This window comes from Sodalis sp. (in: enterobacteria), from assembly GCF_051710625.1.
In the GTDB taxonomy this organism is placed as follows: Bacteria; Pseudomonadota; Gammaproteobacteria; order Enterobacterales; family Enterobacteriaceae; genus JBPESN01.
This window is the reverse complement of record NZ_JBPESN010000003.1, coordinates 15134-38283: the sequence shown is the minus strand read 5'-3', so window position 1 is coordinate 38283 and position 23150 is coordinate 15134. Positions and strand designations below refer to the sequence as shown.

General features: G+C 59.4%; 17 protein-coding genes and 3 pseudogenes. 2 read left to right on the top strand and 18 right to left on the bottom strand.

The genetic code is table 11. The annotated features are described in order from the left end of the window. Positions 1–39: 39 nt before the first annotated feature. Both secA and secM read right to left on the bottom strand, forming a co-directional pair. Positions 40–2748: pseudogene (secA, locus tag ACTBDU_RS01835) on the bottom strand (preprotein translocase subunit SecA). A 77-nt stretch (positions 2749–2825) separates the two neighbouring features. Continuing rightward, on the bottom strand, positions 2826–3332 hold the full coding sequence (gene secM, locus ACTBDU_RS01830) for a secA translation cis-regulator SecM (RefSeq protein ID WP_438805393.1): 507 nt from the start codon (positions 3330–3332) through the stop codon (positions 2826–2828). A 29-nt stretch (positions 3333–3361) separates the two neighbouring features. Between secM and ACTBDU_RS01825 the strand changes: the two genes are divergently transcribed. Further along, the gene (locus tag ACTBDU_RS01825) at positions 3362–3889 is read left to right on the top strand and encodes a DUF721 domain-containing protein (protein ID WP_438805351.1); all 528 of its coding nucleotides are present in this window, start codon (positions 3362–3364) and stop codon (positions 3887–3889) included. A gap of 70 nt (positions 3890–3959) precedes the next feature. On the opposite strand, the gene lpxC is transcribed toward ACTBDU_RS01825, so the two are convergent. The 15 genes from lpxC to mraZ form a co-directional block, all read right to left on the bottom strand. After that, positions 3960–4877: a UDP-3-O-acyl-N-acetylglucosamine deacetylase gene (gene lpxC, locus ACTBDU_RS01820; RefSeq protein WP_438805392.1), complete on the bottom strand. Its 918-nt coding sequence runs from the start codon at positions 4875–4877 to the stop codon at positions 3960–3962. A gap of 106 nt (positions 4878–4983) precedes the next feature. Beyond that, on the bottom strand, positions 4984–6144 hold the full coding sequence (ftsZ, locus tag ACTBDU_RS01815) for a cell division protein FtsZ (RefSeq protein WP_438805350.1): 1161 nt from the start codon (positions 6142–6144) through the stop codon (positions 4984–4986). A 72-nt stretch (positions 6145–6216) separates the two neighbouring features. After that, positions 6217–7473, bottom strand: a complete 1257-nt coding sequence (ftsA, locus tag ACTBDU_RS01810) for a cell division protein FtsA (RefSeq protein ID WP_438805349.1) — start codon at positions 7471–7473, stop codon at positions 6217–6219. Further along, on the bottom strand, positions 7470–8315 hold the full coding sequence (gene ftsQ / locus ACTBDU_RS01805; protein WP_438805348.1) for a cell division protein FtsQ: 846 nt from the start codon (positions 8313–8315) through the stop codon (positions 7470–7472). Before ftsQ ends, ftsA begins: the two co-directional genes overlap by 4 nt. Then, positions 8308–9774, bottom strand: coding sequence for a UDP-N-acetylmuramate--L-alanine ligase (gene murC / locus ACTBDU_RS01800; protein ID WP_438805347.1), 1467 nt, complete (start codon positions 9772–9774; stop codon positions 8308–8310). The genes ftsQ and murC overlap by 8 nt, the downstream gene beginning before the upstream one ends. Before the next feature lie 71 nt (positions 9775–9845). After that, positions 9846–10913 (bottom strand): undecaprenyldiphospho-muramoylpentapeptide beta-N-acetylglucosaminyltransferase, encoded by a 1068-nt coding sequence (gene murG, locus ACTBDU_RS01795; protein WP_438805346.1) that lies wholly within the window; start codon positions 10911–10913, stop codon positions 9846–9848. Further along, entirely contained in the window at positions 10910–12112 is a 1203-nt protein-coding gene (ftsW, locus tag ACTBDU_RS01790; RefSeq protein ID WP_438805391.1) for a cell division protein FtsW, read from the bottom strand. The genes murG and ftsW overlap by 4 nt, the downstream gene beginning before the upstream one ends. Continuing rightward, the gene (gene murD, locus ACTBDU_RS01785; protein WP_438805345.1) at positions 12112–13428 is read right to left on the bottom strand and encodes a UDP-N-acetylmuramoyl-L-alanine--D-glutamate ligase; all 1317 of its coding nucleotides are present in this window, start codon (positions 13426–13428) and stop codon (positions 12112–12114) included. The genes ftsW and murD overlap by 1 nt, the downstream gene beginning before the upstream one ends. After that, positions 13428–14510, bottom strand: coding sequence for a phospho-N-acetylmuramoyl-pentapeptide-transferase (mraY, locus tag ACTBDU_RS01780; protein WP_438805344.1), 1083 nt, complete (start codon positions 14508–14510; stop codon positions 13428–13430). The genes murD and mraY overlap by 1 nt, the downstream gene beginning before the upstream one ends. After that, positions 14504–15871 (bottom strand): UDP-N-acetylmuramoyl-tripeptide--D-alanyl-D-alanine ligase, encoded by a 1368-nt coding sequence (gene murF / locus ACTBDU_RS01775; RefSeq protein WP_438805343.1) that lies wholly within the window; start codon positions 15869–15871, stop codon positions 14504–14506. The genes mraY and murF overlap by 7 nt, the downstream gene beginning before the upstream one ends. Further along, the gene (gene murE / locus ACTBDU_RS01770) at positions 15868–17355 is read right to left on the bottom strand and encodes a UDP-N-acetylmuramoyl-L-alanyl-D-glutamate--2,6-diaminopimelate ligase (RefSeq protein ID WP_438805342.1); all 1488 of its coding nucleotides are present in this window, start codon (positions 17353–17355) and stop codon (positions 15868–15870) included. The genes murF and murE overlap by 4 nt, the downstream gene beginning before the upstream one ends. Further along, complete coding sequence (locus ACTBDU_RS01765; RefSeq protein WP_438805341.1) at positions 17342–19114, bottom strand: peptidoglycan glycosyltransferase FtsI; 1773 nt, start codon at positions 19112–19114, stop codon at positions 17342–17344. Before ACTBDU_RS01765 ends, murE begins: the two co-directional genes overlap by 14 nt. A gap of 25 nt (positions 19115–19139) precedes the next feature. Continuing rightward, entirely contained in the window at positions 19140–19460 is a 321-nt protein-coding gene (gene ftsL, locus ACTBDU_RS01760; protein ID WP_438805340.1) for a cell division protein FtsL, read from the bottom strand. Next, positions 19457–20404, bottom strand: a complete 948-nt coding sequence (rsmH, locus tag ACTBDU_RS01755; protein ID WP_438805339.1) for a 16S rRNA (cytosine(1402)-N(4))-methyltransferase RsmH — start codon at positions 20402–20404, stop codon at positions 19457–19459. The genes ftsL and rsmH overlap by 4 nt, the downstream gene beginning before the upstream one ends. A gap of 2 nt (positions 20405–20406) precedes the next feature. Next, complete coding sequence (mraZ, locus tag ACTBDU_RS01750) at positions 20407–20865, bottom strand: division/cell wall cluster transcriptional repressor MraZ (protein WP_438805338.1); 459 nt, start codon at positions 20863–20865, stop codon at positions 20407–20409. A gap of 844 nt (positions 20866–21709) precedes the next feature. Between mraZ and ACTBDU_RS01745 the strand changes: the two are divergent. Further along, positions 21710–22129: pseudogene (locus tag ACTBDU_RS01745) on the top strand (L-alanine exporter AlaE); the annotation flags it as partial. A 77-nt stretch (positions 22130–22206) separates the two neighbouring features. Here ACTBDU_RS01745 and cra read toward each other — a convergent pair. After that, positions 22207–23060: pseudogene (gene cra, locus ACTBDU_RS01740) on the bottom strand (catabolite repressor/activator); the annotation flags it as partial. Positions 23061–23150: the final 90 nt, after the last annotated feature.

The following is a 23150-nucleotide window of genomic DNA, read 5'->3' as shown; positions in this document are numbered from 1 at the left end:
CGGGCGTGATGTGCGACTATTGACCGCGAGATGCCGACATTATTGCAGTTTGCCGTGGCAATGCTTGAACTTCTTGCCCGAACCGCACGGGCAGGGATCGTTGCGCCCGACTTTGCGACCTTCCTGCGCTGCTGCCGCGCTCCCCTGGGTGAGTTCCTCCACCGGCGTCTGATGGCTCAACTGCTGCTGTATGGCGAGACGTTTGGCCTCTTCGCGCCGCTGCTGCTCCATCGCCTCTACCTCTTCCGGCATGCGTACCTGCACTTTGCTAAGCGTACTGATCACTTCATATTTCAGCGACTCCAGCATGGCGGCAAACATGGCAAAAGATTCGCGCTTGTACTCTTGTTTCGGATCTTTTTGCGCATAACCGCGCAGATGGATGCCCTGACGGAGATAGTCCATCGCCGCCAGATGCTCTTTCCACAGAGAATCCAGCGTTTGCAGCATGACGCCTTTCTCAAAATTGCGCATCATATCGCTGCCGACGATCTCTTCCTTACGCTGGTATTGAACCAGCGTCTGTTCTAGCACTCGCTCGCGCAGGGTTTCTTCGTGCAGGGCCGGTTCGTCGTCCAGCCATTGGGCGACGGGCATATCCAGATCGAAGTCATCCTTGAGGCGCTGCTCCAGCCCCGGTACATTCCACATTTCCTCCAGGGACTGCGGCGGAATGTAGCTATCGAGAATGGTTTTCAGCACATCTTCGCGGATGCTCTTGACGGTCTTGCTAATGTCCGCCACGTCGAGCAGTTCGTTCCGCTGGGTGTAGATCGCACGGCGCTGGGCGTTGGCGACATCATCATATTCTAGCAATTGCTTACGAATATCGAAGTTGCGGCTTTCCACCTTGCGCTGGGCGTTGGCAATCGCCTTGGTGACCCAGGGGTGTTCAATAGCTTCGCCGGGCTTCATGCCCAGCTTGCGCATCATGCCGGAGACGCGATCGGAGGCGAAAATACGTATCAGGGCATCTTCCATCGACAGATAAAAACGGGAAGAGCCGGCGTCGCCTTGGCGGCTGGAGCGGCCGCGCAGCTGATTGTCGATACGGCGCGATTCATGGCGCTCGGTGCCGATAATATGCAGGCCGCCAGCGGCCTGCACCGCCTCATGGCGCGGCTGCCAGGCATCCTTGATGGCGGCGATCTGCTGCTCGTCCGGGGACTCCAGGGCCGCGACTTCCGCCTGCCAGCTGCCGCCCAGCACGATGTCGGTACCGCGCCCGGCCATGTTAGTGGCGATGGTGACCGCCCCCGGTTGGCCTGCCTGGGCGACGATGTCGGCCTCCATGGCATGGAATTTGGCGTTCAGCACCTTATGCGCAATGCCAGCTTTTTCCAGCTCGCCGGAAACCAGCTCCGATTTTTCAATGGAAATCGTCCCCACCAGGACCGGCTGACCGCGTTCTGTACAGGTTTTAATATCCTCGATGATGGCGTCGATTTTTTCCTTTTCCGTTATATAGACCAGATCAGCCAAATCCTTACGGATCATGGGACGGTTGGTCGGCAGCACGATGGTATCGAGTTTATAAATGGAGCTGAACTCAAATGCTTCGGTGTCGGCGGTACCGGTCATACCGGCCAGCTTCTCATACAGGCGGAAGTAGTTCTGGAAGGTAATCGACGCCAGCGTCTGGTTTTCATTCTGGATCGCGACATTTTCCTTGGCCTCCACCGCTTGGTGCAGCCCGTCGGACCAGCGGCGTCCCGGCATGGTGCGGCCGGTGTGCTCGTCGACAATGATCACTTCACCGTCTTTGACGATATAGTCCACGTCGCGGGCGAACAGCACGTGGGCGCGCAAAGCGGCGGTCACATGATGCATCAGCATAATGTTGGCCGGCGAGTAGAGCGATTCGCCCTCCTCCATGGTGCCGGCTTTCACCAGCAGCTCTTCAATCAGCACCAGTCCGCGTTCGGTCAGGTTCACCTGGCGGGACTTCTCATCCACCGAGAAGTGCCCCTCGCCCTGAAAACTCTCGGAGTCTTCTTTGTCCTGACGAATCAGATGGGGGATAAGCTTATCGATGCGGCGATACATATCCGAGCTGTCCTCCGTCGGGCCGGAGATAATCAGCGGGGTACGCGCCTCATCGATAAGGATGGAGTCCACCTCGTCCACCAGCGCGTAATGCAGTTTGCGTTGCACCCGCTCTTCCGGGCTAAACGCCATATTGTCACGCAGATAGTCAAAGCCGTACTCATTGTTGGTACCGTAGGTGATATCGGCGGCGTAAGCGGCGCGTTTGGCCGGTGCCGGCAGCCCCGGTAGGTTGATGCCGACGCTCAGCCCCAGAAACTCGAACAGCGGGCGGTTGTTTTCCGCATCGCGCAGCGCCAGGTAATCGTTCACCGTGACCACGTGCACACCTTTTCCGCTCAGGGCGTTCAGGTAGGCCGGCAGCGTAGCGGTCAGGGTTTTCCCTTCACCGGTGCGCATCTCGGCGATGCAGCGGTCGTTAAGAACCATACCGCCCATCAATTGCACATCGAAATGGCGCATCCCGAACACCCGCTTGCTGGCCTCGCGCACCACGGCAAAAGCTTCCGGCAACAGGCTGTCAACGGTCGCCCCCTGAGCGATACGGTCGCGGAATTCAACGGTTTTGGCCGCGACCTGTTCATCGCTCAGCTGTTCCATCGCCGGTTCCATCTAGTTGATAGCGTCCACCGCCTTGCTCATACGGCGCAAGGTACGATCGTTACGGCTGCCAAAAATTTTGGTAAGTAATTTTGCTAGCATAGTCAGTCACATCTCATCACGGCACCGTCCATCGACGGCCAAAAAGTCGTTTGCGGAAAAGTTACGGTCCTTCAGCGTCAGACGGCGGCGCGCGGGCCGGCGCGTATTCCCTGCTGCTGCGTTAGACGGATGCCGCTACGGTTATCGATGAAAGCGATGTGGCCCGTTGACCGCAGCCGGCGGACCAGCACCGGCTGCCGCGCTTCGCGGTTGAGCAACAGACCCAGCGTGGTCAGCAGTACCTGATGCTGCACGCACAGCGGCGCGACGGCCTCGGGCAACGGCACGAGCGCCCAGGCAGTGGAGAGGTGACGGATGACGGTACGTATGGCATGCTGATGCCAGTAGTCAACAGCGTAGGTGGGGCGACGCGGGACATCTTTCAGCCGCGCCAGCTGGCTGAAGCCGGCCTGAAAAACACTTTGCCGGCTGAGACTGGGGCGATTGTCGGCCTGGTGCGGCATTTCCTGACCGCCGCCTGGCAACAAAGACACGCCAAAGCCGGCCGCGACCATCCCCAACAGGAGATGCGGCCAGAAATAACGTCTGCCAATTTGTCGCCAACGATTTAGAATACCCATTATCCGATAATGTCTTCCGCCGGAGTGTTGTTATGCGCGATAGTCGTCCACATCCCATCAACAGCCTACTTGGCGACGCCGCCGACACGGGCCGCGTGTCCCTGTCAAAGATTCAGCAGCGCGCCATCCTGCTGCTGAAGCTCAACCGCGCGGTCAACGCGCTGTTGCCGACACTGCTGCGCCCCTGGTGCCGTGTCGCCAACGTCCGCCAGGGAGTGCTGGTACTGGAAACCGCTAATGCCAGCTGGCTGATGCGGTTACGCTATGAACAACCTCAATTATTGTCTGCGTTAGGAACGCAGATTCTACCATCGTTGTCGTCTATCGACATCAGGATTAACCCTGGCCTGGCGAGAAAACAGGAATTGAATGCGCAAAATAACGACAGCGGCCGGGCAAGTTGCCGGCCGCTGGGGGAAAAGCCACGGCGTTTGAGCGTACAGAGCGCGGCCTCTATTCGCCATGTGGCGGCGCGCAGCGAAGGAAAATTAAAGAACGCGCTGGAACGACTGGCGGAGCTGGCCGGAGAGAGTGCCAACCCCGCCAGTCGCGGGAAATAGACGCCAGACAGTTAACCCTGCCGGCGACAAGCCGGAATGCCGCAATAACACTGCATCACCGCGACCTCGTTCAGGCCATAACGAAGGAAGGGGTTTTGAACGTCAGCGGCAGTTCAGCCTCATCCTCGAAGGTTACCAGTTCCCAGGCTTCCTGACGCGCCAGTACCGCTTGCAGCAGCTTGTTATTCATGGCGTGGCCAGATTTGAAGGCGCTAAACGCGCCGATGATGTTGTGACCGCACATGAACAGGTCGCCGATGGCGTCGAGCGTTTTGTGACGGGCGAACTCATCTTCAAAGCGCAGGCCGTCTTCGTTCAGCACCCGGTAGTCATCGACCACGATAGCGCAGTCGAAACTGCCGCCAAGCGCCAGGCCGCGAGATTGCAGGTATTCAATATCGCGCATGAAGCCAAAGGTACGCGCACGGCTTATCTGGCGAACGAACGACTCCGCGGAGAAGTTCAGGAAATAACGTTGCGAGCTGGCATCAATCGCAGGATGTTTGAAGTCGATGGTGAAATCGAGCGTAAAGCCGTTATACGGCGCCAGTTCGGTCCATTTATCCCCATCCTCGACGCGCACCGCCTGTTTCAGACGCAGGAATTTTTTGGCGCTGTTAAGCGCCTCAATACCGGCATCCAGCAGCAGGTAGACGAAGGGGCTGGCGCTGCCGTCCATGATCGGGATTTCAGGCGCATCCACTTCAACGATGATGTTGTCGATTCCCAACCCCGCCAGCGCCGCGTTCAGGTGCTCTACGGTGGAAATACGCACATCGTGCTCGTTCACCAGACAGGTGCAAAGCATGGTGTCGCGCACCGACTTGGCGTCCGCGGGAAAATCCACCGGCGGGTTTAAATCGGTTCGACGATAGATGACACCGGTGTTTGCCGGTGCAGGGCGTAGTGTCAGTGTGACCTTTTTGCCGGTATGTAACCCCACACCGGTGGCCTGCACGATACGTTTTAATGTACGCTGTTTGATTATCTGTTTCTCTCGCAATGTTTAACCATGCCGCCTACTCCACACAGTATAGGGAAGAGTGGGCGGGCCAGTTTAGCACAAAGAGCGGTGTTTCCCAAAACTGCACGGTTTAATCCGCCTGTTTACGCAAGAATGCCGGAATATCCAGGTAGTCGGGTTCCTTACTCCCCTGGGCGTTTTGCTCATTGACCGCCTTGGCCGCCGTTTTCTGCTCCTGATTGAGCGAAGACATGCCCGCGGCATGATCGCGGTAGCGGTTATCCGTCACCGGCTGGCTGCTCTGCTTATTGGTCACTAGCGTGATTTCCGGTCGTTTGTCCATACCGATGCCGGTCGCGACCACCGTAACGCGCAGTTCGTCGTTCATATCCGGATCCAGCGAGGTACCGATAACCACCGTGGCGTTGTCGGAGGCAAAAGCGCGGATGGTGTTACCCACGGTTTCAAACTCGTCCAGACGCAGGTCGAAGCCCGCGGTAATGTTGACCAGAACCCCGCGGGCGCCGGACAGATCAATATCTTCCAACAGCGGGCTGGAAATGGCCATTTCCGCCGCTTCTTCCGCGCGATCTTCGCCGCAGGCGACGCCGGAGCCCATCATGGCATAGCCCATTTCCGACATCACGGTGCGCACGTCGGCAAAGTCGACGTTCATCAGCCCCGGGCGGGTGATAAGCTCGGCGATACCCTGCACCGCGCCTTTCAATACATCGTTAGCGGCGCCGAACGCGTCCAGCAGCGAAATACCGCGCCCCAGGACTTTCAGCAGCTTGTCGTTAGGGATGGTAATAAGCGAGTCGACATGCTTGGAGAGTTCAGCAATGCCCTGCTCGGCGAACGCCATCCGTTTTTTGCCTTCAAAATTAAAGGGCTTGGTGACCACAGCCACGGTCAGAATACCCAGATCCTTGGCGACTTCCGCGACAACCGGCGCGGCGCCGGTACCGGTACCACCGCCCATACCGGCGGCGATGAACACCATATCGGCCCCTTCAAGCGCGGCCCGCAGCGCTTCGCGGTCCTCTTCGGCGGAGTTGCGGCCCACTTCGGGATTGGCGCCGGCCCCCAGCCCTTTGGTAATGCCGCTGCCGATTTGAATGGTCTGGCCCACCGCCGTCTTACGCAATGCCTGAGCATCGGTATTCACCGCGAAGAAGTCCACGCCTTCGATGCGCTCACGCACCATATGCTCGACGGCGTTGCCGCCACCGCCGCCAACGCCGATGACTTTAATCACCGCGTCGTTGCTTAATTCCATAGGTTCAAACATAACTTCTCTCCGTTTTGTGCCTGTCGCTTCGGAATCGGCCGCCTGCACAGCCGGGTTCCGTCTTGAAAATCGTTAAAATTCTTTTCGCAGCCAGCCGCTGAACCGCTTGAACCATGTGCTGACCGACGTTCTTTTTTCCACGTCTACTTCGCCGCTTAAATGTGACTCTTTACCGTAATGCAGCAGCCCCACGGCGGTAGAATAATAGGGCGCCTGCGCATAGTCCGTCAGGCCGGTGATATTCAGCGGCTGGCCGATGCGCACCTGGGTATGAAATACCCGCTGGGCGCACGCCGCCAAACCGTCGATTTGCGCCGCGCCGCCGGTCAGGACGATGCCGGCGGCCAGATGGTGTTTCACTCCCTGCGCCCGCAGTTGCTCCTGCAGTTGCAAAATCTCGTCGTTGACCAGATTCAGCAGCTCGGTGTAACGCGGCTCGATCACCTCGGCCAGGGTCTGGCGCTGCAGGCTGCGCGGCGGCCGGCCGCCGACGCTTGGTACCTCCACGCTCTCGTCCTTGCTGACCACCGCGCCCAACGCGCAGCCGTGGCGGACTTTGATCGCCTCGGCGTCGGTGGGTGGCGTGCCGAAGGCGTAGGCAATGTCGCTGGTGACTACATTGCCGGCGTAAGGAATCACCTTGGTATGGCGCAGTGCGCCGGCGGTATACACCGCCATGTCCATGGTGCCGCCGCCGATGTCGACCACGCATACGCCCAGTTCGCGTTCGTCTTCGGTTAGAACCGCGTAACTTGACGCCAAACCGGCGAAAATAAGTTGGTCAACTTTCAGCCCGCAACGTTCAACTGCTTTGACAATGTTCTTCGCCATATCATTATGGCAGGTAATCAGGTGGACCTTGGCCTGCATGCGTACGCCGGACAGGCCAACCGGGTTTTTTATTCCTTCCTGATAGTCAATCGCATAATCCTGCGGAATGACGTGCAAAATACGGTGCTCATCGCGTACCCGCACCGATTTGGCGGTATGCACCACATTCTCCACGTCTTCCTGGGTCACTTCTTCTTCGGAAATCGGCACCATGCCGATTTCGTTCTGGCAGCTGATATGTTTGCCGGACAGGGCAAGATACACCGACGAGATCTGGCAGTCCGCCATCAGCTCCGCCTGATCAATAGCGCGCTGGCCGCATTTCACAACCGATTCCAGATCGTTAACGCCACCCTTGTCCATGCCGCGCGACGGGCAACTGCCGACACCGATGATATTTACCATACCATCGGGCAGCACCTCCCCTACCAGCGCGGCCACCTTGGCCGTGCCGATCTCCAGTCCTACTACCAGTTTTCTGGCCGGCGCCTTGATCATTGTTGTTCTGCCTGTGCCCGTGCCTGTGCCTGAGTCTGTTGCTGATTACTGTTTTCCGGTTCGATATAGGCCGCGGCCCAACCGACGGCCAAGCCCAAGTCATAGCGCAGGTCCACATAGCTGATGCGCTTATTATCGTTCCAGGCCTGCTGGAGAAGAACCGGATAAATCCCGATAAAGCGCTGCAGGCGCCTGGCTCTGTCGTCCCGGCCCAGCTCCAGCCGGGTATCGTCCCGTAACGTCAACTGCCACGAATGGCGGGCGCTCATGCTGACCGCCTTGAGCTGAAATTTGGCCGCCGTTAGCACCGCGTTCATGGTGCGATAGCCGCTCAGCACGTCTTGCTCGCTGCCCTCCGGGCCATAAAGCATCGGCATGGGCTGATTGCCGATACGCTCCGCCGGCGCGCTGAATACCTTGCCGCTGCCGTCAAGCAGATGTTGATCGTTCCAGCGCGCCACCGGCACATATTCCACCAGGTGGATTTTCAATTCGTCCGGCCACTGTTTACGCACGCTGACCTGCTTTATCCACGGCATGCGTTCAATTTGCTGCTGAATAACGTTAACATCCTGCATCATAAAGGTGCCGGGCGCCCCCAGCGCCAGAATTGCCTGGCGGATATTGTCATTGGTGGTGTAATGACGTTCTCCGGTCACCGCCAGCCGGGACAGCGGTAAACGATGGGCATCTTTCATCCAGCCCCCGACCACCCAGCCTCCCCAGACGATGGTGCCGAGCACCATCAGCAGGAAGATCAGACCCGCGAGCTGGCCGCCGTTGCTGCGTCCCGCCGCGGCGACCGTCGGCGCATGCCGGTGAAAATCAAGCCGTTTAACCATGACGTACCTCGCCCGGCTGCGGCCTGCTGTCAGCCAGTTTACGGGCGATTTTGCCCACCGTACCGGCGCCCTGCATCAGCACCAAATCGTTGTCTTGCAGCGTCTGCGCCAGCGTCGCGGGCAGCGCCTCCATATCCGGCACCAGAATCGGATTTACCTTGCCGCGGCCGCGAATAGTGCGGCACAAAGAGCGGCTGTCGGCGCCGGGGATCGGCGCTTCGCCGGCGGGATAAACGTCCAGCATCAGCAGGACATCCACGCCGGAGAGGACGTTGGCGAAATCGTCGTACAGGTCCCGCGTACGCGTATAGCGGTGCGGCTGAAACACCATCACCAGCCGCTTATCCGGCCAGCCGGCACGCGCCGCTTTAATCGTGGCGTCCACCTCGGTCGGGTGATGGCCGTAATCGTCCACCAGCATGACTTCGCCCGTTTTGCCGTTGACGTTGGCCAAATCATAATGGCCCAAATCATCGAAGCGGCGGCCAGTGCCCTGAAATTGCAGCATCGCCTGCAAAATGCTCTCATCGCTGATGCCTTCTTCGGTTGCCACCGCAATCGCCGCCACCCCATTCAGCGCGTTGTGGCGACCCGGTGCGTTGAGTTCCACACGTAAATCGGCCTTTTCCTGCCGGGTGAGGGTAAAGCTGCCGCGCGCACCGTCCTGGCGGTAATCGGTGATACGTAAATCGGCATCGTCGCTGAAGCCATAAGTGGTGATTTGCCGCCCGACGCGGGGCAGCAGTTCGCGGATCACCGGATCGTCGATACACATCACCGCACGGCCGTAAAACGGCAAATTGTGCAGAAAGTTGATAAACGTCTGCTTAAGATTTTCAAAGTCGCCCTGATAGGTATCCATATGGTCGGCTTCGATGTTGGTGATAATCGCCACCATCGGCTGCAAATGCAGGAAGGAGGCGTCGCTTTCGTCGGCCTCGGCAATCAGGTAGCGACTGCAGCCCAGACGGGCGTGCACGCCGGCGGCTTTCACCAGTCCGCCGTTCACAAAGGTCGGATCCAGGCCGGCCTCGGCATAAATACTGGCCACCATCGCGGTGGTGGTGGTTTTACCGTGCGTACCGGCAATAGCGATGCCGTGACGAAAACGCATCAGCTCCGCCAGCATTTCCGCGCGCTGAATGACGGGAATACGCGCCTCTTTGGCCGCCACAATTTCTGGGTTATCAGCCGCGATGGCGCTCGACACCACCACCACGCTGGCATCGCTGATATTCTTCGGGCGGTGGTTGAAATAAATTTGCGCACCCAGGTCCGTCAGTTGCTGCGTGACCGCGTTCGGCGCCAGATCGGAGCCGCTGATTTGATAGCCCTCGTTCGCCAGCACTTCCGCGATACCGCCCATGCCGGCACCGCCGATGCCGACAAAATGGATTTGCCTGACGCGGCGCATCTCGGGGACAAAAGTTCGCAGTTTAGCCAGTTGTTGTGTATTCACAGTGTCATCGCTTAAATCAAAAAAACGCTCAAGACGGCACACCCGGCCCGTCTGGTGTTGTCGGCGCACGCTCAGGCGCGCACCGCGGCCGCCACTTCCCGCGCCACGCGCTCCGTTGCATCGGGTATAGCCGCCGCCCGGGCGCGTTGCGCCATAATCAGCAATGTCGGCCGATCCCAGCCGGTCAGTACGTCGCTGACCCGCTCAACGCTAAAGGCCGGCTGCTCAATAATTTTCGCCGCGCCAGCCTGCTCCAGCGGCCGCGCGTTCCAGTACTGCTGACGATCTTTGTGCATAAAAGGCACAAACAGGGCCGGCAGACCGGTGGCGGCGATTTCGCTCACCGTCAGCGCCCCGGCGCGGCAGACCACGACATCTGCCCAGGCGTAGGCGGCGGCCATATCGTCGATAAATTCCACCACCTTGTGCTGCGTCTCGCCGTTCGCCGCGTAGGCCCGATTAACCTCCTCCAGCGCCCCTTTCCCTACCTGATGCCACAGCGTCAAGGTGCCCGCCAACCGGGCGGCGACCGCCGGCATGGTCTGATTGAGAACCCGCGCGCCCTGGCTGCCGCCGATAATCAGTACCCGAATCGGGCCTGTGCGATCGCGAAAGCGCGCGTCGGGCGCCGGTAGTGCCAGCACCGCATCGCGTACCGGATTCCCCACCACATCGGCATGGGGGATGGCGCCGGGAAACGCCTGCAGCACTTTGCGGGCAATTTTCGCCAGGCCGCGGTTGCTCACGCCGGCGATACCGTTCTGCTCGTGCAGGACCACCGGAATGCCGCAGCTCCAGGCCGCCAGGCCGCCGGGTCCGGAGACATAACCGCCCATGCCCAGTACCACATCCGGCCGCCACGCGCGCATAATTCGCCGCGCCTGCAGCAGCGCGCGCCAAATGCGCACCGGCGCCAGCAGTTGCGCTTTCAATCCCTTGCCGCGCAGGCCGCTAATGCGGATAAAATCGATATCAATGCCGTGCTGCGGCACGAGATCGGCCTCCATACGATCGGCGGTGCCGAGCCAGCGAACCTGCCAGCCCTGCGCCATCAGGTGATGCGCGACCGCCAGCCCCGGAAACACATGTCCGCCGGTACCGCCCGCGGTCACCATCAACCGCCTTGTCTTTGCCGTCACCGCGGTCCCCTCGCAAACGCCTGCGCTTTAGCCAGACGCGTCTCAAAATCGATCCTCAGCAGCAGGACTATCGCCGTCGACATGATAAGCAGGCTAGAACCACCGTAACTGATTAACGGCAGGGTCAAGCCTTTGGTCGGCAGCATGCCGGCGGCGGCGCCCACGTTAACCAGTGCCTGGAAGCTGAACCAAATACCGATGGAACAGGCCAAAAAACCGGGAAAGCGCTGGTCGATTTCCAGCGCTTTGCGGCCGATGGACATGGCGCGGAACGCAACCAAAAACACCATCAGTAGCGCCAGAACCACGCCGAAGTAACCCAGCTCCTCGCCCAAAATGGCGAAGATGAAGTCGGTATGGGCTTCCGGCAAATACTCCAGTTTCTGTACCGAGTTGCCCAGTCCCTGTCCCCAGAACTCGCCGCGGCCAAACGCCATGAGCGACTGGGTAAGCTGGTAGCCGCTGCCGAAGGGATCATCCCACGGGTTCCAAAACGACGTCACGCGCCGCATACGGTAGGGCTCAGCGATGATGAGCAACATTACTGCGAAAATGCCCGAACTGATAATCGATAAAAATTGCCATAGTTTGGCGCCGGCCAAAAACAACATCGCCAGGGTGGTGACGAACACCACCACCACGGTCCCGAGATCGGGCTGCGCCAGCAGCAGTATCGCCAGCAGCACCATCACGCCCATCGGTTTGCAAAAACCCCAGAAGTTAGTACGTACTTCCTCTACCTTGCGCACCAGATAACTGGCTAGATAGCAAAACAGCGCCAGCTTGGATAATTCCGCCGGTTGGATGCGCAGCGGCCCGACCGCTATCCAGCGCGCCGCGCCGTTAACCGAGCTACCGACCACCAGCACCACCAGTAGCATCACCAGCGTGATAAGCAGCATCACCGAGCTGTAGCGCTGCCAGACCGCCATCGGGATCCTGAGCGTTGCCAGCGACAGCACAAACGCCAGACCGAGATAAAACGCATCACGTTTGGCAAAATAGAACGGGTCGTCTGACAGGCGCTCCCCGATCGGCATCGACGCCGTGGTCACCATCACGAAACCGATACCGGCCAGCCCCAGCGTCAGCCACAGCAGCGTACGATCGTAGAGCAGATGGGTCGGCGCCTCAGGCTCGCGCGCCCCCATCACCCACGCCTTCAGGCAGGGAATCAATCCTAAACCGGGAAAGCGTATCAACCCACCTCCCGTGCCAGGCGGGTAAATACGTCACCGCGCACTTCAAAATTGCTGAACTGATCCAGGCTGGCGCAGGCCGGCGACAGCAGCACCAGATCCTCTGCCCTCACCCGGGAACCGATGATGCGCATCGCCTGCTCCAGCGTCTCGGTGAGCGTCGCGGCGTCGGGACGCAGGGACGCCAACTGCGCGCCATCCTGGCCGAAACAATACAGCTGCACCCGGTCGCCCTGCAGCCACGGCGAGAGCGGCGTGAAATCGGCGGACTTACCATCGCCGCCCAATAGCAAATGGAGCGTACCCGCCACTTCCAGTTCGTTTAGCGCCGCCTCGGTACTGCCCGCATTGGTCGCTTTGGAGTCATTAATCCAGCGTACGCCGCGGCGTTCATGCACTAATTCAAAACGGTGCGCCAGACCGCGGAACTGACGCAGCGCCGCCAGGCTTGCCGTACGCGGAATGCCCAGCGCATCCGCCAGCGCCAGCGCCGCCAGGGCATTGGTATAATTATGGCGGCCGCCGACGCGCAGTTCCGCGGCTTCCAGCAGCGGCTCGCCGTGGGCCATCAGCCAGGTCTGCCCCGCATGCCAGCGGAGGCAGTAATCGCCGCGTTCCGCGCCGAAGCTGATGCAGCGTGCGTCATGTCCACGCACCGGCAGGCTGAGCGCATCCTCTGCGTTGACCACGCAGACCGCAGCATCGTGGTAAATTTTCAGCTTGGCCGCCCGGTACTGTTGCAGGCCAAGCGGATAGCGGTTTATGTGATCTTCACTGATATTGAGAACCGTCGCCGCCGCCGCTTTTAGGCTATGGGTGGTTTCCAGCTGGAAACTCGACAGCTCCAGAACATACAGCTGGCACGGCGATTCCAAAAGCGTCAGCGCCGGCAGACCGATATTGCCGCCAACGCCCACCTGCCAGCCGGTGGCGGCCATTTCGCCTACCATACGGGTGACGGTGCTTTTGCCGTTGGAGCCGGTTATCGCCACCACCGGCGCCGATGCCTCACGCGCGAAGAGCTCTATATCGCCGATAACGGCAACGCCGGCCGCCGCAGCCGCGGCCAGCGCGGAATGCGACAGGGGAACGCCGGGGCTGGTGACGATGAGCGTAGCGTCGAGCAGCCACTGTTCATGCAACGACCCCAGGTGGCGCGGCACATCGGCCGGCAGTTTCTCCAGACCCGGCGGCGTAAAACGGGTGTCCATCACCCGCGGTGTGACGCCGCGGCGGCGGAAGAAGTCAACGCAGGAAAGCCCGGTAAGCCCCAGGCCGATGATGACCACTTGTTCGCCCCGATAGTCCGTCGTCATTACCGTACCTTCAGCGTTGCCAGTCCTATGAGGACCAGCATCAGGGAAATAATCCAGAAACGCACGATAACGCGCGGCTCCGGCCAGCCCTTCAATTCATAATGGTGATGGATGGGCGCCATACGGAAAATGCGCTGACCGCGCAATTTGAACGAACCCACCTGTAAAATCACCGACAGGGTTTCCACCACGAACACCCCACCCATAATCAGCAGTAAAAATTCCTGGCGCAGCAGCACGGCGGTGGTGCCGAGCGCGCCGCCCAGCGCTAGCGAACCGACGTCACCCATGAACACCTGCGCGGGGTAGGTATTAAACCACAAAAAGCCCAGCCCGGCGCCGACGATGGCCGTACACACCACCACCAGTTCACCCGCGAAACGCACATAAGGAATGTGCAGATAGCCCGCAAAATTCATGTTGCCGGTCGCCCACGCCACCAGCGCCAGACCGACGGCGACAAACACCGTCGGCATAATCGCCAGACCGTCCAGACCGTCGGTCAGGTTGACCGCATTACTGGTTCCGACGATGATAAAGTAGGCCAAAAGCACATACCACAGCTTCAGCTGCGGCATGATGTCCTTGAAAAAGGGCACCACTAGCTGGGTCGCCGGCGTATCTTTGCCCACCGCGAACATGGTGAAGGCAACCGCCAGCGCTATTACCGACTGCCAGAAATATTTCCAGCGGGCGATAAGCCCCTTGGTGTCTTTGCGCACCACCTTGCGATAATCGTCGATAAAGCCCAGGATGCCGTAGCCCACCAGGACAAACAGCACACACCAGACATACGGGTTGGACGGATAGGCCCACATCAATACCGAAATCGTGATCGACGTGAGGATCATCAACCCCCCCATGGTCGGCGTGCCGCGTTTGCTGAAATGCGATTCCGGGCCATCATTGCGCACCACCTGTCCGATCTGCAGTTTTTGCAGCCAGGCGATAAGGCGCGGTCCCATCCACAGCGATAGAAACAGCGCGGTCAGCAGGCTGACGATGGCGCGAAACGTCAAGTAAGAGAAGACGTTAAATCCTGAGTAAAATTGGACCAGATGTTCGGCCAGCCAGACTAACATGGTGCTTTCTCCTGTAACGCGCGCACCACCTGCTCCATCGCGGCACTACGTGAACCCTTCACTAATACGGTTATTATTGCCTGTTCGGACAGCAGCTGCGCCAGTCGGGCGGTCAGCGCGGTGTTGTCCTGAAAATGTTCGCCCCGGCCGCTGGCCTCACCAATAAGGTGGCTCAGGCTGCCGACGCTTAAGACTTTGTCGATACCGGCCAGGGCGACGGCTTCGCCGACCTGTCGATGGCATTCCGCCGCTTCCTCCCCCAGCTCGGCCATATCGCCGACCACCATCACCCGGTAACCCTGCATTTCCGCCAGTACCTGCGCGGCGGCGGTCATGGAGCCGACATTGGCGTTATAGCTATCGTCCAGCAGCAGATGGCCGGCGCCGAGCACAATAGGGAACAGCCGTCCCGGCACGGCCTGCAACTGCGCCAGACCGGCGGCAACCGCCGGCAGCCTGGCCCCTACCGATAGCGCCAGTACGCAGGCGGCCAAGGCATTGGCGACATTATGCTTGCCCGGCAGCGGCAACCGCACCGGGCATTTACCCAGCGGACTGTGCAGGGTGAAACGCACGCCCTGCTGGCCGCTTTCGATGTCGCTGGCAAAAAAATCCATGTCGTCAGCGGCCTGTACGGCGAAACGCCAGACCGCCTTGTGGCCCAATACCTGTTGCCAGTGCGGCCAATCATGGCTGTCGGCATTAAGAATGCCGCGTCCATTGGCCGGCAGGCCGGCGAAAATTTCGCCCTTGGCCTGCGCCACGCCCGACAGCGAGCCGAACCCGACCAGATGGGCCGCGGAAAGATTGTTCACCAGCGCGGTTTCCGGGCGCACCAAATCGGTGGTCCAGGCGATTTCGCCAAGATGATTGGCCCCCAGCTCGATAACCGCAAAATCATGGGCCGGCGTCAAACGCAGCAGCGTCAGCGGTACGCCAATATTGTTGTTGAAATTACCTTCGGTCGCCAGCACCCGCCCGCACTGACGTAGGATGGCGGCGGTCATTTCCTTGACCGACGTTTTGCCGGAGGACCCCGTCAGGGCCACTACCCGCGCCGGGACCTGCTGGCGCACCCAGGCGCCCAATTGGCCCAAAGCGCGCCGGGTATCGGCGACAACCAACTGCGGCACGTCCAGCGGTAGCCGGCGGTTGACCAGCAGCGCGGCGGCGCCGCCGGCGACCGCCTGCTCGGCGAAATCATGGGCGTCGAATTGCTCGCCCTTCAGCGCGACAAATAAACACCGCTGCGCCGCCGCTGGCGCCCGCGAGTCGGTGACGATGGTCTCAATGGTGCCATCAATGCCCACCCGTTCGGCGTTAAGCACCGGCGCGATTGCGCTGAGCATAAAGGGGATCATGCCACCACCCCCAACAACCGCGCCACGGTAGTACGGTCTGAATAGTCCAGCCGCTGCTGGCCGATTATCTGGTAATCCTCATGGCCTTTACCGGCCACCAGCACCAGATCCGTTGGGGCTGCCTGCATAATGGCGCTGGTAACCGCTTTGGCGCGGCTAAAAATCGCCTGGACCCGGCCCGCATCCAGCAGGCCGCTCTTAATGTCGTTGATGATATCCTGCGCTGCTTCGCCGCGCGGATTATCGTCGGTGATGATCACCTGGTCGGCGTACTGCTCGGCGATAGCGCCCATCAGCGGCCGCTTACCCTTATCGCGATCGCCGCCGCAGCCGAACACGCACCATAGTTTGCCGTAGCAATGCAGTCTGGCCGCCGCCAGCGTCTTTTCCAGCGCGGCGGGGGTGTGGGCATAATCCACTAGCACCGTAGGGCGGCCTTTGGTATGAAATACCTCCATGCGACCGCAGACTGGGTGCAGGCGGCTGGCGCACTCAAGCAACGCCGGCAGTGGATAGCCGAGCGCCAGCAGCGTCGTGATCGCCAGCAACAGATTGCTAACGTTGAATTCCCCCACCAGTGGGCTGTTGAGCGTCCCTTCGCCCCAACTGGAGCGAAAAGGAATCTCCGCGCCGCGCGCATGATAACGTACCTCGCCGGCGCACAGCCAGTCGCCCTGGCGTTCCGGCGGCAGCGCCTCGCTGACCGCGACCGCAATCGCCTGCGGCAACATCTTGAGCCAGCGCCGGCCGGTGGCGTCATCGGCGTTAATAATGCGCTGACCGACGTCCAACTCGCTGAACAGTCGCCATTTGGCCGCTTCATACTGCGCCATGTCACTGTGATAATCGAGATGGTCGCGACTTAAATTGGTAAACACCGCAGCGGCAAAATGCACATCGCTGACCCGGTGCTGCACCAGGCCGTGAGAGGAGACTTCCATCGCCGCGAAGCGCGCGCCCTGCCGCTCCAGCAGTGAAAGCAGTTGCTGAACTTCAATCGGTGAGCCGGTGGTATTGTCGGCCGGATGAATATGGCCCAGCACGCCGTTGCCGACGGTGCCCATCACGGCGCTGGTCTCACCCAATAGCTGCGCCCACTGCGCCAGAAGATGGGTGGTGGTGGTTTTGCCGTTGGTGCCGGTGACGCCCACCAAACACAGCGCGCGCGACGGCTGCTGATAAAAGCGCCCCGCCAGCGCTGATAAGCGCGCGTGGAGATAGTGGAGATAGATGACCGGTACGCCATGCAGCTCACGGATTTCACCCTCTTCAGCCGCACCTTCCGCTTGTGCCACGACGGCGGCAACGCCTTGCGCAATCGCCTGGGGAATATAGCGACGCCCGTCCGTCTGATGGCCGTCGCCGGCCACAAACAGATCGCCCGCAGCCGCGGTGCGGCTGTCCAGCGTCATTTCCCTCAGCACGCGTTCCGGGGCATCAGGTACCCAGGGCGCGAGCAGCTCACGCAAATTACGATCGGTCACCGGATGCCTCTTTCCGATTATTGACCACCATGTCGGATTTTTCACCGGACTGCGCCACCGCGTCCGGCTCTATGTTCATTGTACGCAGTACACCGCCCATGATGGCGCCAAATACCGGCGCGGAAACCGCCCCGCCGTAGTATTTGCCGCCCTGCGGATCGTTAATCACCACCACCAGCGCAAAGCGCGGATTGCTGGCCGGCGCGACCCCGGCGGTATAGGCGATATATTTATTGATATAATTGCCGTCCGGCCCGACCTTTTTGGCGGTGCCGGTTTTAATAGCGATGCGGTAGCCCTTAATGGCGGCTTTGGTGCCGCCGCCGCCCGGCAGCGCCACACTTTCCATCATGTGAACCACGGTGCGTACCAGCGATTCGGGAAACACCCGCTCTCCCGCCACGGGCGGATCGACCCGGGTGATGGAAAGCGGGCGCATCACGCCCATACCGCCGATTGTGGCGTAGACCCGCGCTAATTGTAACGGCGTTACCATTAGCCCGTAGCCGTAAGAGAAGGCGGCCCTCTCCATGTCGGACCACCGTTGTTTATGGGGATATAAGCCACTGCTTTCTCCGACCAGCCCCAAATTGGTCGCCTTACCCAATCCAAAGCGCGAGTAAGTTTCTACCAGCGCCGAGGATGGCATCGCTAACGCCAACTTAGACACACCGACGTTGCTCGATTTCTGCAAAATTCCGGTCACGGTCAATTCGGCATAGCGCGCCACGTCCTTGATCTGGTGGCCGCTAATCGTGTAGGGCAGCGTATTCAGTACGCTGTTTTCCCGCACCACCCCTCGCTGCAGCGCGGTCATCACCACCATCGGCTTGACCGTCGAGCCAGGCTCGAAAATATCGGTGATGGCGCGGTTACGCATCACGTCCATCGTGGTACCGGTCAGGTTGTTGGGGTTGTAGGAGGGGCTGTTGGCCATGGCCAGTACTTCGCCAGTATTGACATCCACCAGCACCGCGGTGCCAAACTCGGCCTTATTGAACGCCACCGCATTGTTCAACTCGCGATAAACCAGCGCCTGTAGACGCTCATTAATGCTCAGCGCCAGATTGTGAGCCGCCTGGCTGTCCACCGAGGAAATATCCTCAATAACCCGGCCAAACCGGTCTTTGCGCACCGTACGCTCGCCGGGCTGGCCGGTCAGCCAGCGGTCAAAACTCTTCTCGATGCCCTCAATGCCCTGGCTGTCGATATTGGTCACGCCGATGAGATGCGCGGTCACCTGACCCGCGGGATAATAGCGCCGTGACTCTTGGCGCAGGTAAATACCCGGAAGTTTAAGTTTATGGATGTAATCGCCAATAGCAGGATTAACCTGGCGCGCCAGATAGACAAAACGCCCTTTGGGATTGGCGTTGATGCGCGAGGAGAGCTGATCGAGAGGGATGGAAAGTGCATCGGACAGCGCCTTCCAGCGGCTGTCGGCGCTGATGCCGCTGTGATCGTTGAGTTCTTTCGGATCGGCCCAGATAGCGTTAACCGGCACGCTCACCGCCAGCGGGCGGCCGGCGCGGTCGCTTATCATACCGCGCGCGGTGGGAACCTGCTGTACGCGCAGCGAACGCATATCCCCTTCGCGCACCAGTTTGTCGGGATTGATTACCTGCAAATAGGCCACCCGCAACATCAGCCCTAACAGCGCTAGCAGGATGCAACCGCACAACAAGGCGAAACGCCAGCTGACAAAGCTGGTCTGATTCTCCTGGCGTTTCAGTTTCATCGTGCGTGTTGCGGCTTTCATGTATCGTTAGCGATCCCTGTGTAGATTACGGGTGAACCACAATATTTTCTTGCGACGGATCCACATGCTGCATTTGCAGCTTCTCGGTGGCAATACGCTCCACGCGGCTGTGATCCCCCAGCGCGTTCTCTTCCAGGATCAGGTTGCGCCATTCGATATCCAGCGCGTTCTTCTCCAGTACCATCTGTTCACGTTCCGCGGTCAGCCGCCGGGTCTGATGGGTGGTGGTGACCACCAGGAACGCCGAGATCAGGACGGCAATCAGCAGCAACAACGGCAGCTTGCCGTGGCGCAGCAAATCGCTGCCGATAATCCCGATAAGGCCGTGCCGTTCGTTGCCGATCATGGCGCCAGCTTCTCGGCGAAGCGCAGTACCGAACTGCGCGCACGCGGGTTATCCCTTATCTCCCGCGCCGAAGGCTGCATTTTGCCCGCTGCTTTCAGTTGGCGCTGGTCCTGGTAGTGCGCGGCGATCTGCGCCTCCGTGAGGGGCAGCCCCGCCGGTACCTGCGGTCCGCGGCTGTGCTGACGAATAAATTGTTTCACCAATCGATCCTCCAGCGAGTGAAAGCTGATAACCGACAACCTGCCGCCGGGGGCCAATACCGTCAGCGCGCCGTCCAGCGCCCGTTCGATCTCTTCCAGCTCGCTGTTGGTGTAAATGCGGATCGCCTGGAAGCTGCGCGTCGCCGGATGCTTATGCTTATCGCGAAACGGGCTGGCGTCAGCAATCAGCGCCGCCAGTTCGCGGGTTCGGGTTATCGGCTGCTGACGATTGTGCGCGACGATGGCCTGAGCGATGCGCTTGGCGAAGCGCTCCTCGCCGAAGGTCTTCAAGACCCAGGCGATGTCCTCCGCCGACGCCTGCGCCAGCCACTGCGCGGCGGATTGGCCGCGCGTGGTATCCATACGCATATCCAGCGGTCCGTCACGCATAAACGAAAAGCCGCGTTCCGGATCGTCGAGCTGTGGCGACGAGACGCCAAGATCCAGCAATATGCCGCCAACCTTGCCCAGCAGGTTCCGTTGCGCCATGTACTCCGCCATGGCGGAAAACGGGCCGTGAATAATGGCAAAGCGCGCATCCTCAATAACCCGCGCCGCCTCAATGACCGCCGGATCGCGGTCGATGGCGAACAGCCGTCCCTGCGCACCAAGCTTTGATAAAATAAGACGTGAATGCCCGCCGCGCCCGAAGGTCCCGTCCAGATAGACGCCATCTGGCCGAAGATTCAGGCCCTTCACCGCTTCATCCAGCAACACGGTGGTATGTAAATAATTTTTTGACATGGCTATAGCGATAAGTCTTGCAGCCGGTCGCTAAGCGCTAGCTCCGCCGACAGCTCAGCGTCGATGTCATCCTTGACTTGTTGATACCAGGTCTGTTCGTCCCACAACTCGAACTTATTGAATTGCCCAACCAGCATCACTTCTTTTGACAGCCCGGCGTGCTGCCTGAGCGTCGGCGCCAGCAGTATTCTGCCTGCGCCATCCATCTGGCACTCGCTCGCATGTCCCAGCAACAAACGCTGTACCCGGCGTTCCGCGGGGTTCATGCTTGACAATCGCGACAGCTTTTGTTCGATGATTTCCCAGGCCGGCAAGGGGTAAAGCAGCAGACATGGCTGATGGAGGTCAATGGTACACACCATTAAACCTGCCGATTCCTCATTCAGCTTTTCCCGGTGACGGGTAGGCACGGCGAGCCGGCCTTTGCTGTCAAGGTTAACCAAGGTTGCGCCACGAAACATGCGTCTATTTACCCCTTAAAAACCTTGATCACCACTTTACCCCACAAATTCCCACGCAAAAGAGTGTACGAATGGTGTCAAAACATTGTCAAGCGACTAAATGACTCAGAAGGGATTATTTACGTCGGTAATTACCCTTCTAGAGGAGAATGCGTAATACATCACGAAAAAAAACTAAAAATAACATCACTCTATTCATCGTCATTCTGTTTGGATTAAAAATATAAATATTCGCGCCTGCAAAACCACCGCCGGCCAAAAAACCGGCCTGACGGACTTCATGGCTGCGGGACAACGCGAGGCGACACGAGGGCGGATGAAGTAAGGGGGGGGAGTAACAGAAGGGTTTACCATTCCTCTTTTTTCATACTGCGCAGATATTTTAACGCCTTTATTGATCCGGTGAAAGCGTTCTGTTCGACGGCCTAAAATACACCTCTAGTTTTATATGCCCTAAATCTTTGTTGATTTTATAATCAGATGTTTATTGGTATCCCTCCGCTTTATTTTATCGCCAGACTAATCCTAAAAATGGCGCAATTCTTTTTTCTCACCGCTGCGGTAGTTAAAACCCATCAGGATCGCCCCTGAAAATCATTGAGTTCAACCATCTGATTCTCATTATCTTTCATTATCCGACGGAGAGAAATCGCCTAAACGGCGGCCCCGGATATTTTATCGGTACAAATCACGAGATTAACCCTTTAAATAAAATTATTAACTAGTTAACTTAGTATAGGCAGTGATGTACTCTACACTACATAAATTAAGCCTTGCAAATCACTTTGTCCCCTGCATCTTTGGCCGGTTTACTTCTCTTTTTTTGCGCTGGAGCTGTCACCCCATGTCTGCTGTTACATCGCGTCTGCGCAGTGCCACGGCGGATACCTTCGCGCGGGGGGTGTATTGTTTCTTTACTGGGATGGCAATTAAAATCCTGTTGTCCGGTATGAGTCTGCAGCAATCACTGTCGTCGCGTGTGCTGGCGATCCCGGTTAATGTGATTATCGCCTGGCCGTTTGGGCAGTATCGCGACGCGGTAGTGCGTCTGGCGTGGCGTCACCGGCCCAAACAATTTTGGACCCGGAATCTGGTGGATTTGTTGGCGTATGTCAGTTTTCAATCACCGGTCTATGCGGCGATTCTTCTTGCGCTGGGTGTGGAGTGGAGGCAGTTGCTCACGGCGGTGGTCAGCAATGCGGTGGCTTCTATGGTGCTCAGTGTGGTGTACGGCTACTTCCTGGATTACTGCCGCCGGTTATTTCCGGGTGACCGGGCCGCTACCGGTCGCCTCAGCGCCGTCCCGGCAGTAACCCGGGCTCACGGCCCGGCGGCGCAGGGTTAATTACGGCTAAGCTGACCGCGCCGGAACAGGCTGCGGCGAATACGCGTCAGACCCGGCTTGGGCCGGTGGGGCTCGTCGAGGCTGGTAAGCACCAGCTCCAGCACTCGCTCCGCCACTTCCCGATGGCGCTGTGCGACCGCCAGTACCGAATATTCCAGAAAATCCAGCAGTTCATTATCGCCAAAGGTGGCGATAGCCAGATGGGGGGGCAGCCGGCCGCTGCGTTTCAGCGTCACATCCATTACCCCCTGCAACAGTGAAAACGACGTGGTGAACAACGCCTGCGGCATTGGATTACTCTCCAGATAGCGGCCGAAAAGTCCTGCCGCCGCCGAACGCTCATAGCTGTTGGCATAGAGAAAGTCCTGCTTGCGCCGATCCTGCCCCCAGCCGCGCCGAAAGCCCTGTTCGCGCAGAAAGCTCACTGACAGCTCCGACAGTGCGCCAAGATACAGCACGTGCTCCCCCAAAACTGGCTCAGCTCCTGGGACAACATTTCCGCATCTTCCTCATCCGCGCCGACAACGCTGATAAAGTGCTCGCGATCCAGCGCATGGTCGAGGGCAATGATGGGGAACGCGTCATTGGCCCAGCGCTGGTAGAACAGATGCTCCGGCGGCAAGGCGGTTGAGACGATAATCGCGTCAACCTGCCGCTGGAGTAGATGCTCCACGCAGCGCATCTCGTTGTCCGCCTGGTCTTCCGAACAGGCGATCAACAGCTGATAGCCGCGCTGACGCGCCTGGCGTTCAAGATAGTTGGCGATGCGGGTATAACTGGTATTTTCCAGATCGGGGATAACCAGGCCGATGGAGCGGGTGCGCCCGTCGCCCATTCCGGCAGAACGCGCTAAATTCGGTCTGACCGCCCGTCATGCCGGTCCGGGAGGCGCCGGGCACACGCTTTCAGCCCGGCGTCAACACATCATTCGCCGCAGGAC